Source organism: Synergistaceae bacterium (genome assembly GCA_017444345.1).
Classification (GTDB): Bacteria; Synergistota; Synergistia; order Synergistales; family Aminobacteriaceae; genus JAFUXM01.
Genome location: JAFSWW010000097.1, coordinates 1 through 13946 on the forward strand (window position 1 = coordinate 1; position 13946 = coordinate 13946).

14 protein-coding genes are annotated in these 13946 nt (G+C 41.5%); 11 read left to right on the forward strand and 3 right to left on the reverse strand.

The window, feature by feature from the left end; genetic code table 11:
- Positions 1 to 180: 180 nt before the first annotated feature.
- The 11 genes from IJS99_07425 (at position 181) to IJS99_07475 (ending at position 9467) form a co-directional block, all read left to right on the forward strand.
- Positions 181 to 870: a zinc metallopeptidase gene (locus tag IJS99_07425; GenBank protein ID MBQ7561645.1), complete on the forward strand. Its 690-nt coding sequence runs from the start codon at positions 181 to 183 to the stop codon at positions 868 to 870.
- A 129-nt stretch (positions 871 to 999) separates the two neighbouring features.
- Entirely contained in the window at positions 1000 to 2322 is a 1323-nt protein-coding gene (locus IJS99_07430) for an RsmB/NOP family class I SAM-dependent RNA methyltransferase (GenBank protein MBQ7561646.1), read from the forward strand.
- 108 nt (positions 2323 to 2430) lie between these two features.
- Positions 2431 to 3702, forward strand: coding sequence for a PASTA domain-containing protein (locus IJS99_07435; GenBank protein MBQ7561647.1), 1272 nt, complete (start codon positions 2431 to 2433; stop codon positions 3700 to 3702).
- A 4-nt stretch (positions 3703 to 3706) separates the two neighbouring features.
- Positions 3707 to 4375: a ribulose-phosphate 3-epimerase gene (rpe, locus tag IJS99_07440; protein ID MBQ7561648.1), complete on the forward strand. Its 669-nt coding sequence runs from the start codon at positions 3707 to 3709 to the stop codon at positions 4373 to 4375.
- Positions 4368 to 5252 (forward strand): DUF4115 domain-containing protein, encoded by an 885-nt coding sequence (locus IJS99_07445; protein ID MBQ7561649.1) that lies wholly within the window; start codon positions 4368 to 4370, stop codon positions 5250 to 5252. The genes rpe and IJS99_07445 overlap by 8 nt, the downstream gene beginning before the upstream one ends.
- A 258-nt stretch (positions 5253 to 5510) precedes the next feature.
- Complete coding sequence (lepB, locus tag IJS99_07450) at positions 5511 to 6062, forward strand: signal peptidase I (GenBank protein ID MBQ7561650.1); 552 nt, start codon at positions 5511 to 5513, stop codon at positions 6060 to 6062.
- A 6-nt stretch (positions 6063 to 6068) separates the two neighbouring features.
- Entirely contained in the window at positions 6069 to 6920 is an 852-nt protein-coding gene (locus IJS99_07455) for a 50S ribosome-binding GTPase (GenBank protein MBQ7561651.1), read from the forward strand.
- The gene (locus tag IJS99_07460) at positions 6892 to 7566 is read left to right on the forward strand and encodes a ribonuclease HII (GenBank protein ID MBQ7561652.1); all 675 of its coding nucleotides are present in this window, start codon (positions 6892 to 6894) and stop codon (positions 7564 to 7566) included. Before IJS99_07455 ends, IJS99_07460 begins: the two co-directional genes overlap by 29 nt.
- A 36-nt stretch (positions 7567 to 7602) precedes the next feature.
- Positions 7603 to 8715 (forward strand): hypothetical protein, encoded by a 1113-nt coding sequence (locus tag IJS99_07465; protein ID MBQ7561653.1) that lies wholly within the window; start codon positions 7603 to 7605, stop codon positions 8713 to 8715.
- 80 nt (positions 8716 to 8795) lie between these two features.
- Positions 8796 to 9077 carry an EscU/YscU/HrcU family type III secretion system export apparatus switch protein gene (locus IJS99_07470; protein MBQ7561654.1) on the forward strand — a complete coding sequence of 94 codons (282 nt, stop codon included), beginning with the start codon at positions 8796 to 8798 and terminating at the stop codon, positions 9075 to 9077.
- Positions 9078 to 9467: a YraN family protein gene (locus tag IJS99_07475; protein MBQ7561655.1), complete on the forward strand. Its 390-nt coding sequence runs from the start codon at positions 9078 to 9080 to the stop codon at positions 9465 to 9467. It abuts the gene before it with no gap.
- 1 nt (position 9468) lies between these two features.
- Here IJS99_07475 and cobJ read toward each other — a convergent pair whose 3' ends face one another.
- The 3 genes from cobJ to topA are packed head-to-tail and all read right to left on the reverse strand — an operon-like array spanning position 9469 to position 13823.
- On the reverse strand, positions 9469 to 10194 hold the full coding sequence (gene cobJ / locus IJS99_07480) for a precorrin-3B C(17)-methyltransferase (GenBank protein MBQ7561656.1): 726 nt from the start codon (positions 10192 to 10194) through the stop codon (positions 9469 to 9471).
- On the reverse strand, positions 10191 to 11507 hold the full coding sequence (trmFO, locus tag IJS99_07485; GenBank protein ID MBQ7561657.1) for a methylenetetrahydrofolate--tRNA-(uracil(54)-C(5))-methyltransferase (FADH(2)-oxidizing) TrmFO: 1317 nt from the start codon (positions 11505 to 11507) through the stop codon (positions 10191 to 10193). The genes cobJ and trmFO overlap by 4 nt, the downstream gene beginning before the upstream one ends.
- 54 nt (positions 11508 to 11561) lie before the next feature.
- Positions 11562 to 13823: a type I DNA topoisomerase gene (gene topA, locus IJS99_07490; GenBank protein MBQ7561658.1), complete on the reverse strand. Its 2262-nt coding sequence runs from the start codon at positions 13821 to 13823 to the stop codon at positions 11562 to 11564.
- Positions 13824 to 13946 lie beyond the last annotated feature (123 nt).

A 13946-nucleotide genomic window follows, 5' to 3' on the forward strand; every position in this document is an offset into this window, starting at 1 on the left:
AAGGCAGAGGTCTGCAAATCCTTTATCCCCAGTTCGATTCTGGGTGCCGCCTCCAGTTTATAAGGACTTCACGGAAAAATTTCGCAAATTCTCGCATTCTCACACAAATATAAAATCAAATCTTTATGTTATACTGACTTCACGAAATTAATATATTGAATCAGGAGGAAATTTTTTAGCATGTTAGGTTATGGGCTTGACCCTACTATTATTATAGTTATACCAGCTTTGTTATTATCAATGTGGGCACAGTCCCGCGTGAGTTCGACTTTTAACGAGTATAGCAGAATTCAGGCACGCAGCAACGTTACAGCAGACGGAGTCGCAAAAATGTTATTGACTCTTTACGGGATGGCAAATATGCCGATAAATCACGTCGCAGGCTCTCTCACAGATCACTATGACCCGCGAAACAGGACATTAAATTTATCTGACAGCGTTTATAATTCCCGGAGTATAGCCTCAATCGGTGTAGCTGCTCACGAGGTCGGCCACGCAATTCAACATTTAGAAGCATATTCGCCGCTTATATTCAGAAATTCAATAGTTCCTGCCGTAAATCTCGCGTCAACTGCATCAATACCGCTATTTATGATAGGTCTTCTTATGGGAAGCATGACCCTTGTCAATATCGGGATAATTTTATTTACTGGAACTCTAATATTTCACCTTGTTACGCTCCCAGTAGAAATTAACGCAAGCTCACGGGCATTAAAATTATTGGAGCAGACTCACACGCTTGACTCTCAGGAACTCGCGGGGGCAAAAAAAGTTTTGACCGCAGCAGCATGGACTTATATAGCGGCGGCCTTGATGTCAGTATTGCAGCTTGTAAGATTGCTGATGATTCGTAATTCTCGGAGGCGTTAATTTGCAGATATATATAAAATTTTATGAGATAATGCGCGGTATTTTTACAGGAAATTATGATACATTGACTCGAAATAAATATTTATATGAAAATTTTTATAGAAATCTATATAGTCAGGAGGTATTAATTTGCGCGGTATAGAAGCAGCTCTAAAAGTTTTGACGGAAAATAACAACGGGCCTATTTTTGCGTCTGAAGCTCTCAGGAAATTAGCAGACAGAGAAAAAATGAAAGTTCCTGATATAACTCTTGCATCGTCATTGATTTATATAGTAATGCGCAGGCGTGAATTATGGGAGAAAATTTCAGATGACTATTTACGCGCAAAAGAGTCTTTGCCTCCTGAAGTCTATACAAGTGTGATAGTAGGTGCGGGCGGAATTCTTGAATTACGCAGATTCTCTGAAGGCGTGTTAATTAACGGCATAGTCGAATATTTAAAGCGTGATAATGAACTCGCGAAATATGCCGGTCTAGTTAATGCAGTCTTACACAAAATAAAAGAGTCAGCAGCAGACAAGCCCGAAAAATTCAAGAAATCCCCGACTCTTGAAGGCCGTGCTTTATGGGCTGGAGTTCCCTCGTGGTCTCTTCCTGTATGGCTAAAAACTTGGTCGCGTCAAGAACTCAACGATTTATTTAATTATATGGAATTGCCCTCGTATTCGTCATTGAGAGTCAAGCCCGGAGAATTCGATAATTTAATGCAGTTATTATCAGGTCAGGGAATCAAAGCCGTTAAATCAGATATTTCTGACGCAATACACTTAAACGAGTCAATTTTGCCGCGAAATTTGCCGGGATTCTCTGAAGGTCTGTGCACTGTTCAGTCTGAAGGATCGATTATTACTGCATCCCTAGTAAAGAAATATTATTCAGGTTCGGGATTAATTCTTGATATGTGCTCAGGGCGGGGAATTAAGGCCGGTCAAGTTTTGCAGGATTTACCAGATTCACAAATTGAATGCTGGGAATTATCAGGCAATAAATCAAATAGTGCAGTGAACGAATTAACAAGATTAGGCGTAAATCAGCGTGCAATAATGAAAACCGGAGACGCTTTAACCCTTGAGCCCGATAAAATGCCTAGTTTTATAATTCTTGATTCGCCCTGTTCGTGTTCAGGCACATGGAATCGCAAACCCGAGTCAAAATGGCGTATGGACTGGAAAAAGTTAGATAATCTTGCGTCAATGCAGAAAAAATTACTAAATCGCGCCGTTAATTTATGTGAGCTGGGCGGTCATGTTTTATATATTACCTGCAGTCTGTTAAAGCTCGAAAATGAAAATATAGTAGCTGATGTGTTAGCAAATAATCCGGACTGTATGGAAATTCGCACGGAATTGCGCGGGCATTCATTCAGGAAGGGCAAGCCCTATGGATTATATATATTGCCTTCTAGTGCGTGGCTTGACGGGTTTTATTGTGCGTTGATATTCAAGAGATAATAATTAGCAGGTTTTGATTTTCACTATTCTACTCTGCTACGAAGTAGCAGGGTGGGCGGGTGGGAGTAGAATAAAGCGTAAAAATTTTTAGGAGGAAGGTTTTATCACTTGGGCAAAATATTTAAAATTGTATTATTACTCGTTGCCATGATTATATTTGCGTCGGGTGCTGTTGCAATATACGCCGTATTTTTCCGGCCAGAAGTTGAAGGCGTTATTCCAAACTTGAAAGAACGTTCAATTGTTGATGCAGTTGCTGAGGCCGAGCGTTTAGGCTTTGTTGTTCAGATTGAAAATGTAGCGTCAACTTTGCCGGAGGGTCGAGTCCTCGCACAATCTCCCGAACATGGTACAGAATCGCGAAAAGGTCAAGTAATAGTTTTACAAGTAAGTCAAGGCGGCGGCGAACTTCATGATGTCCCTGATGTAAGGGGCAAAACTTTAGCGGAGGCTCAATCTCTCATAAATTCGCAAGGTTTCTCGCTCGGTGATGTCGTTCGCATTAAGGAGCCTAACACAGAGGCCGGAAAAGTTATAGCTCAGAGTCCCGCATTCCCCGCAAGCATTAATTCAGGCCGCAAAATTGATTTATTAGTTCAGGAAGGCACACCCGCAAATAAAAATGTCTTGACCGTCCCCGACGTTAATAGAATGAGCGAGAAAGAAGCACGCAATATCTTAGAAGCAGCCGGCGTGAAAGTTACTGGAGTCGATAAAGTTTACAGCCCTTTATTGCCTGAAGGTTTAGCAATTGAGACAAGACCCTCGGCAGGCAGCACTTTGCAGTCAGGTCAAGGCGTAATATTAAAGCTAGCTACTCAAAAACGTCCGGCGGGATTCATGGATTCTGATTCAAATTCTAATGTCAGGCGCGTTACAAATCAGCCTCAGAATCAGCAAAATAATAATAATAATAATCAAGCTCAGACTCCGGCCAAGCCCGCAAATAATAATCGTCAAGTAAGTGTTCAAGTTCAGGGGCAGGAAGAAATTTTTATCGGCGATGACTACGAATTACCGGCAAATAATAATAATCAAGCAGGGACTCAGAATCAGAATCAGACTCAGAATCAGACTCGTACTCAAATGCCGACCCCGAGTCAAAATCAGCAGCGCGCGCAGACTCCAGCACCGGCAATTACCCAGACTCCAGCGCAGTCAGGAGGCAGCAAAACGGCTCCCATTCGTTATATAGTCCCGCCCATTGCAAGACCTATGGAATTAAGAATCGAAATCACTGACCCGGCCGGAAAAAGAACCGTCTTAAATCGTCAAGTCAGGAGCGGTGAAAGTATTAACACTTCAGCGAGCTATACAAATGAGTGCATTATAAGTTATTATTTAGGCGGCGAGTCCGTCTGGCAGGAAAAAAGGAGATAATATCATGCGGAAAACTTTATTAGCACCTTCTTTATTAGCAGCAGACCCGTTAAATTTATCAGGTTCTATTGAGTCACTAGGCAATAATTATGACTGGCTGCACTTGGATATAATGGACGGTCATTTTGTTCGCAATATGTCATTTGGAGTAGACACAGCGGCGGCACTCTGTAAAAAATTGCCGGATTCATTTATTGACGTTCATTTAATGATTGATAGATTAGAAGTAATTTTACCGTTATTTATTCAAGTTAAGCCCTCACTGATTACTATACACGCCGAGACAGAATATCATTTATTGCACGCTTCATTGATGCAGATTAAGAACGCCGGTATTAAATGCGGTGTTGCTTTATGTCCTGCGACTCCGGTCAGAAATATCGAGTCAATCTTAAATCTTGCTGATTTAGTATTAATCATGTCAGTAACTCCGGGATTAGGCGGGCAGAAATTTATAGATAACAGTCTCGATAAAGTCCGCGAACTCGTGAGTCTCAGAGAAGTAAATAAATTTTCGTATTTAATCGAGATTGACGGCGGAATAAATGATAATAATATAATAGACATTGCTAGAGCAGGCTGCGATGTAATTGTAGCCGGGAGCGCAGTATTTAAGCATGATGATCCGGGCGCGTGGCTGGCAGAAATAAAGGAGGCATTATATTTTGATTGATTCAGAAAGAGACTCGGCCCTGCAGGAACTGGGAAGACTTATAACGGAACGCCGCGAGAGTTTAGGAATGACCCTTGAGGCCGTATTTGACCGCACAAAAATCAGACAGGAATATTTGCAGGGTATAGAGACAGCAAATTATGAGAACTTCCCCGAATTAGTATACACAAAAGGATTCGTGCGGACTTATTTAAAGCTGATAGACGCTGAAGACTTGCAGGAAGATTTTATGAATCAGCTTGACCGTGCATTTAATCCGAACTCAAGAAAGCAGGAAATGCAGAGAAAACGCGGCATTAATAACTTTCTCGGCAACGGCTCATCAGTTCCCAAAGGCTTTAAAGCTGCGTCTCACTTCTGGATATTTCTTGTATTGATTCTTGCACTTGTCGGGACCGGCTGTTATGTCTGGTACGCTGTGAGTTATGGAGGTCTTGATTTAAGGAACTTGAAATTATTTAATTTTTCAGGCAGCAATAACAACGCATTATTTGAAGTCCCCGAACCTGTTTCAGGCGATTTAATTACACCTGTCAGCAAAGATTTAATTAATCAGGCTTCTATGGATATTAAAGTCGTCAGCAAAGAACCCGAAAAGAAGCCCGAACCCGTTAAACCTTCTTTAGAGATTCGAGCAGTTAATGATGTCTGGCTGAGTGTAGCATTTGGAAATTCTGCACCCGTCTATAGAAGGACTCTAAGGCGCGGCGAGTCAATGAAGTGGGATCTAAACGCACCAGCAAGAGTCGTATTTGGCCGGCCTACTTCTGCGCAAGTTATTCTAAACGGTAAGGATTTAGGCATTGTGAATCGTTCAGCTAAGAAATCAGAGACTCATGTTTATAACCCGGACGGGACGACTCAGAAAATAAAATAAATTTCTCGGCAGGTTGTTATTATAGCTGTAAATCTCACTATTCTACTCGGCTGCGTAAGCAGTCGGGTGGGCGGGTGGGAGTAGAATAAAGGATAAAAAATGTTGCCGCATTCATAATAGCAAAAATATAATAATAGCCTGCTGAATTTGTTTATTTCTTGATAAATTCTTGCTTGAAAAAGTTTTAGGCGTTATTATTTATCAGCAAAATAATATTTTATTCATAAATCTATAATAGATGGAGGACTCTTACAAGAAATGGCAGAGGCAGCAACAGCAGCAAAACCTTGGTGGCGTGAGACAATAGAGACAATTGTATGGGCGTTTATTCTCGCTATGATAATACGCACGTTCATAGTTCAGGCGTTCTGGATTCCCAGCGGCTCAATGATTCCGACTCTAGAAGTGGGAGATCGAGTCTTAGTCGCTAAATTCTGGAATTGGATATTTGAACCGTCAAGAGGCTCGCTTTATGTATTTAGATATCCGGTTGATAAAGAGCGCGATTTTGTAAAACGAGTTATAGCAATCCCCGGCGATGTAGTTGACATTAAGGACGGAATCGTTTTCATAAATGGCAAGCCCACCGAAGAGCCGTATATAAAGAATCATGATAGATTTAATTTGCGCGCTAATAGTATATTCCCTGAAGTGCCCTTCACTGTGCCTGAAAAAAAATATTTCATGCTCGGTGATAACCGCCCGAATTCGCAGGATAGCCGTTACTGGGGATTTGCGTCGCTCGATGACATGAGAGGGCCCGTATTTTTCCGGTATTGGCCGCTTAATAGAATAGGAATTCCCAAATAAATAATTATGCCTCGTTCTGTATGGTATCCCGGCCACATGGCAAAGGGGACTCGCAAATTAAATGAATTAGTCTCAAAACTTGATTTAATTGTTGAAGTTCGTGACTCCCGCGCGCCCGTGTCAACTTCTTCACCGTTGATTAAATCACTCGCGAAAATTAAGCCGGTTATTCATGTATTATCGCGTAAGGACTTGGCCGATATTGAGAAATTAAATTTATGGCTGGGAGAATTCAAACATGCATTTGCGGCAGATCTGCGAAGTAAATCGGGCTTGAACTCAATCAAGAAAGCTATACTAAAATTTAAGCCTTCACACAGGGAAGCAAGACTCGCAGTTGTAGGAATTCCAAACGTAGGGAAGTCTTTATTGCTGAACTCGTTAATAAATAAGTCAAGTGCTTCAGTCGGAAATATTCCCGGTATTACTAAGTCCGTGAACTGGTACAGAAATGAAGGTTTATTAATTGTTGACTCGCCCGGAATTCTTGACCCTCACGCAGAATCAGGAGCGCATTTAATTTTATCGTGGCTGGGCTGTGCAAAAGCTGATGTTGTCGGAGGCTTTGAGAATGCTGCGTTAATGCTCATAAAATTTTTACGCGCTAAAAATATGCTTGAGTTATTGCCCGTTGAATTTATTGATGAACCCGCAGAGCTCACACTCGAACGAATCGGGCGGCGAATGGGCTGTCTTATTTCAGGCGGACGAATAAATAACGAACTGGCCGGGCAAAAATTTATTGAAGCCTTCTCAAATGGGAGACTCGGCCCTGTATGTCTTGAGACTCCTGACAGCGAACCCGCTATAAATTTTAGTGATAATTCTCATGAGGCAATTAACTTTGTTCAAGAATGATTTAATCTTGTCTTCACGGGCTGAACCTGATGAGGCACTAGAAAATTTAAACTCTTTATGTGAACGCGGCGCAGTTATCGGCACAGATGAGGCAGGGCGGGGAGCTTTGGCCGGGCCTGTTGTCGCAGCAGCAGTATATTTGACTAGTGAACAGGAAAAAATTTTAACTCGTTACAAATTGCGCGACTCTAAGCGTTTGACTCCTAAGGGACGAGAAAATTTATTTAATATCATGAATGAAATCGGCGTATATTGGCGTGCTTCAATGGGCAGTATATCACGAATCGAACGCGATAATATTTTGCAGGCTTCATTATGGGCAATGGGTCAGAGCGTCAAGAAAATAGCTAAAAATTTTCATATTATGCCCGCTTGTGTGATAGTTGACGGAACAGAGAGAATCCCCGATTTAAATTTTCAGCAATGGAACTTAATACGGGCTGATGATTTGATTCCTGTTGTGTCAGCTGCGTCAATTGTTGCTAAAGTAATAAGAGACAGGCTCATGATAAGACTTGACTCGAAATTTCCGGCCTATAAATTCGCAAAAAATAAAGGTTATCCCACTCAAGAACATAGAGATATTATAAAATTAATCGGGCTTTCTAGTGTACATAGAGAGTCATTCTGCCGAAAATTATTATAATTATTATAAATTTGTGAGAAGGTGAGAGATTAACAAATGCCGGCGATAAATAATTTAAATGTTCAGTTAGAGCAGAATTACAATCAAGCCCAGCAGAATATAAGCACTCGACAGGGACAAATAATTAACCAGCCTCAAATTTTACAGCCCGGGCAGTTAACAAAATTTGCCGGAATCCGCACGGGAATGCTCATAGAAGGCACTGTCTTATCGCAAAATAATGACGGTACTTATACAGTTAGAGTCGAAGTCAACGGAGCGACTCAAGATTTACGGGCAAGGGCAACTATTTCACTTATACCGGGCGAAAGATTCAGGGCAGTATGGGACGCTTCAGGGCCGGACGGTGTGCCGGTTTTAAGACTTTCACAGGGTGAACTCTCTTTCTTGTCGCAAATTCCCGCACGTGATAGAGAACTTGCAACGGCCTTATTAGCTCGCGGGCTGCCATTATCTAATGAAGTACTCACAGCAGTAAAAGACGCTTGGCGGAAAACCGGATCACATCCGGGCGAATTATCTTCATTTATTGAATTATGGGCGCGAGATGTGCCTATGACTCAAGAAAACGCGTTATTATTATCTCAATATGCAGCAATGAACGACTCAGAAATTAATGACATGTGGAACAGAATACGCAAGAAATTAAAATCTGACACTTCAGACGGTCAAGACCCCGTTAAATCTCTTAAGGGCATGAAAGAAGGCAATGACGACATAGCGCAGTTTTTGCAGGCTCAATCTATATTAATGAAATCTCCGCGTCCTGAAGTAAACCCGGCTTTGTTAGCTGCTCCCTTTTGGCCGTTAGTCGAGAATAATTCACAGAGCATGACAGCAAAAATTTTCGTGGGACGTTCAGTTAATAGCGATGACGGGCAGAAATATTGGCAGGTCGGTTTTGGCTTAACCGGGAATATATTAGGAGAAGTGGGCGGGCTTGTTGAGAGCGATGGGAAGAGCTGTAATTTGACTCTTAATGCCGAGAAGCCGGAAACTTGCAGAATCATTGAACGCAGAAGACGTGATTTGCGCAAAGAACTTCAGGGACTCGCTATACCAGTCAGCTTTATAGGAATTTCTCGAAAAGCTCCGGAAAATGAGCGGGATATTTTGCTGGCTGGGCGTGGATTAGACATTACAGTTTAAAATTTATAGCGTGAATAATGGGCGGGGAGTCGTCGCGCTGATAAAAAATTTCATGATAAGCAAGGGAGAAAGTTTTTATTATGCCTCAAGAAAATTCAAAACGTGATAAGGCCGTAGCTATAAAATATGACAATCAAAAAATGGCTGCTCCTAGTGTAGTTGCTAAGGGTGAAGGCTTTATCGCTCAAAAAATTATAGAACGTGCCATTGAAGCCGATGTGCCCATTGTTGAAGATGCCGCTCTTGTCTCGGCTTTAATATCGTTAGAACTGGGCGAAGAGATTCCCGCGGAATTATACGAGGTCGTCGCAAGGGTCTTAGCATGGGTATATAAACTTGATAGGGAAGCAAGCATAAAATAAATGACTCAAGCTCAAGAATTAGGACGATTCGCAGAAGATAAAGCAGCAGAATATATTTTGTCTATAGGGTGGCGGATTATAGCCCGGAATATACGGAATAAATACGGCGAATTAGATATTATTGCGCTTGATAAAGGTAAAAATGAGCTTGTTATTATAGAAGTCAGGGCTCGGACAATCGGCAAAATTCAATCACCGGCGGACTCAATAGGTTATAGAAAATTGAGATCGTTAATAAATTCATCGCGTTTATACATTGAAGATAGTTTAAATTGGCTGGGATTCTGGCGCATTGACTTAATCGGAATAACTATTCAAGAAAAAAATCATCCCGATAACTGGACTCTCGAACACATACGCGATATAACTTCAGGAATGAATTTATTATAATTTATATTTCATATCCCCTAGGTGTGATAATCTTTCCGTCAAGAATATAGCTTTGTGAATTGCCTATTATTACAAGACTCGACATGTTAATTAATTTGCAGTCCTGAATTTCGCTAAGTGTCATAATTTCGTGATGCTGTCTTTCTCTGTCTGAGTTCACTACAAAACCGGCGGGAGTGTCAGGAGATTTATATTCAAGCAAAATTTTGCAGGCTCTCTTAAAGTGTTCAGGCCTGTGATTACTCGCAGGATTATATAAGCAGATTACAAAATCTCCAGTGCAGGCAGCAATTAATCTTTTCTCGATTATTGACCAGTCCGTTAATAAATCGCTGAGACTTATATTTACATAGTCATTCATTAGGGGCGCACCGAGTACAGCCGCCGCAGAGTTCGCCGCAGTCATACCCGGTATAATAATAACTTTTTCGCCGCTGTCTTTCGCTGTCTCAAGCATTAATCCCGCCATGCCGTAAACTCCTGAGTCCCCGCTTGAAATTAACGCAATATCCACGTGAAAATCTCTTGAAATCATCAAAGCGTCCTGACACCGCAAAATTTCATGCCTCATTGAGTACGAAATAAAGCCCTTCCCGGGCAGCAAATCGCGAACAAGATTAATATATTTTGTATACCCCGCAATAATTTCGCATGATCTCATTGCGTTTAGTGCACGCGGAGTAATTGAATCACTGCCGCCCGGTCCTATTCCTATTACATAAATCATAGAGTTTTCACAAATTCCTGCATTGCTTTAATTGCATTCTCGTGTGAAATCTTTGCGCGCTCGTCCCTGTCCTTAATGCCCGGTAACGCTGGGAATATGCCTAAATTTACGTTCATGGGCTGAAAATTTTTCGGCTTTGTCGTCTGCAAATAATACATTAATGAGCCTATACCAGTTTCACGCGGCCAAGTTGGTAATTCTTTATTTGCTAGAGTCATAGCTGCGTGAATTCCTGCGACAAGTCCCATTGCTGTGCTTTCCATGTAGCCTTCTACTCCTGTGAGCTGGCCTGCTATAAAAATTTTATTCCATTTTTTGAGCCTTAAATACTCATCAAGCACTGCCGGAGCATTCACCGATGTATTTCTATGCATGACACCGAGTCTAACAAATTCGGCGTGTTCAAGTCCCGGAATCATTGAGAAGACTCGTTTTTGTTCGCCCCATTTTAGCCCGGTCTGAAAGCCTACGAGGTTATATAATGTCCCGTCGTGATTGTCTTGTCTTAATTGTACGACCGCGTAAAAGTCTTCTTTGCCTGTTTTAGGATTCACTATTCCTACAGGTTTTAACGGGCCGAATCTCATCGAACTAAAGCCGCTCTCAGCAATTACTTCAATGGGCATGCAGCCTCTGAAATATTTTGCGTCACTCTGTTCGAAATCATGCGGTAAATTTCTTTTTGCTTTGATTAATGCCTCGTAGAATTCTGTATATTTTTTCTTAGTGTAGAACGCGCAATTAATATAATCTTCATCATGGCCGTATCTTCCAGCGACAAAAGCCTTTTTCATGTCAATTGAATCCTTTGTAACAACCGGAGCTACTGCATCATAAAATGAAATTTGCTGATCTGCTAAGACTTTAAGATTTGCCGCTAATTTTCCGCCTGTCAGAGGCCCTGACGCAATTATTGTTAAGCCCCTCGGAAGTTTTTCGCACTCTTTACGGATTATTGTGATTTTGTTATTCGATGTAATTTTCTCGGTAACTAATCCCGCAAATTTATCACGGTCAACTGCTAAAGCTCCCCCGGCCGGGACTCTAGTTTCTTTCGCGCATGAAAGTATAAGCGAGTCAAGTAATTCGAGTTCTTCCTTGAGAATGCCTTGGCCGGTTATGCGATATTCTCTATTTTCCGAGCCTAGAGAATTGCTGCATACGAGTTCAGCAAGAAAGCCCGTTTTATGAGCAGGAGTCAATTTTTCCGGCCTCATCTCGTAAAGTTCAACAGTGAAGCCCCGTTTTGTTAACTGCCAAGCAGCCTCGCAGCCTGCAAGACCGCCGCCTATGATTTTTACGTCTGCCATAATTATTAAATCATTCCTTCTCGTTAAATATTAATAGTTTATCATGTGAATATTTATTTACTCTGAATCACTCTCTACTTTGTATTTACATTTTGCGCAAAAAATAGTCGAGCCTCGTTTGTATAAATCTTCTCCGCATTCCGGGCATTTCTCGCCGGCCGGTTTATTCCATGCAACATAATCGCATTCAGGATAACGCGAACACCCGTAAAAAGTCCGTCCCTTTTTGCTTTTACGCTGTACAATATCGCCCTCGCCGCATTTAGGACACTTCACGCCTATAGTGCTTAATATCGGCCGGGTATATTTGCATTCCGGATAATTTGAACACGCAATAAATTCTCCGAATCTCCCGCGTTTCTGCACTAAATCATGGCCGCAGTTCGGACATTTCTCGCCGATGGGATCAGGAGCAGGCAATTTAACTTTAGGGGCGTTTTCTGCTTCACTCAATGTATTAGAGAATTCCCCCCAGAACTCACCGACGACATCGAGCCATTTTCTTTGTGACTCTTCTATCTCGTCTAGTTCCTTTTCCATTTGGGCAGTAAATCCCGCGTCTACTATTGATGATAAATCTTTACGGTTGAAATACTGCGCAAGAAACTCATCAACAATCAAGCCTAGTGAAGTCGCCTTAAATCTCTTCTCGTCATTCTTCTCGATATAATTCCTTGATTCAAGAGTCCCCGCTATTGTCGCATAAGTTGAAGGCCTCCCGACCCCGTTTTCTTCCAGAGTCTTAATTAATCCCGCCTCTGAATATCTTGCCGGAGGTTTCGTAAATTTCTGTTCGTCCTGAGTCTTGATTAATTTCAAGATTTCACCCGCCTTTACTTTTGCAAGCACAGAGCCTTTAACGTCAAGAGGCCATAATAAGCTCCAACCGTCAAATATAAGTACTTCGCCTTCCTGTTTGAGTCCGACTCTTCCTGCTTCGGCTTTAATCGTGGATTTTGCAGTAACTGCCGCAGACATTTGGCTGGCTACAAATCTGCACCATATAAGCGAGTATAATTTTTGTTGTTCAGGCGTTAAAAAATTTCTCGTCTTATCCGGAGTCAAATTTATATCGGTCGGTCTTATTGCCTCGTGAGCATCTTGGACATTTATATTTTTGCTGCTCCCGAAAACATTTTCGCTTTCAGGTAAATATTCAGGTCTGTAATTATTCTTTATGAATTCGCGGCATGATGTTAGAGCCTCTTTTGAGATTCTCAAGCTGTCAGTTCTCATATAAGTTATTAACCCGTGATGACCTTTTCCGGGAATATTTATTCCCTCGTAGAGTGCCTGCGCTACTCTCATTGTGTGAGCCGGTATCATACTTAAGCGTCTCGATGCTTCCTGCTGCAGTGTGCTCGTTCTGAAAGGTGCCGGGGCTGAGTGTGAGCTTTCTTTGGATTTGAACTCTTTAACAATTATCTCATTTGATTTAATTTCGTTAATAATCTCGTCGGCCTTCTCTTGAGCATTAATTAACAGCGGCAAATTATTTTTCATGAGAGTTTTGCCGTCAAGTTTTTCTGCTCGTAATTCGTAAATATTTCGTCTGTGTTCGGCTTGAGCAGTGATTACCCAGTAGGGATCCGGGACAAAATTCATAATTTCGCGTTCACGTTCACAAATTAAATTAAGCGCGACAGATTGAACTCTGCCAGCTGATAGGCCGTAACGAATTTTTTTCCATAATAACGGGCTCAAAGTATACCCAACAAGCCTGTCAAGAATCCTGCGTGCTTGTTGAGCGTCGACTTTATTAACGTCAATATAATCAGGATTCATTACGGCGGATTTTACGGCGTTTTCTGTGATTTCATAGAATCTGACTCGGCATTTTTCCGACAAATTTACTCCCAGAATATCGGCCAAGTGCCACGCTATAGCCTCACCCTCTCTATCAGGGTCAGAAGCCAGCAAAACATGTGACGCATTCTCAGCAAGTTTTATTAATTCATTCTTGAGTGCTGCCTTACCCTTCACTAAAATATATTCAGGCGCAAAATCGTGTTCTATATCAATAGCAAGCCGGCTCTTGGGTAAATCTTTCATGTGTCCTTTGCTTGATTTGACTATATAGCCGCGTCCTAGCATGTTAGATAAAGTAGCAGCCTTTGAAGGGGACTCGACAATGACTAAAATTTTGCCTTTATCTGCTGTGTTCTCTAGAATTTTGCGTGGCTTAGTTGCTGCCTTGCTTTTCTTAGTTTTTGCTGCTGTAATGCCGCTGTCTTCTGATTTACTTTTACTAGCTGACTTAGTAGAAGTTGTTTTCTTAGCGACAGATTTTTTTGACGTTGGAATCGTAATTACCCCCATAAAAATTTTTTCTTAATTTTACGCAATATTTATATCACAAATTTTATAATATGAAGAAATATTTTTATCTAGTTTTTATGAAGTCGGCAAAATTTCTCACACGTACAAGCGATAAAATATAGG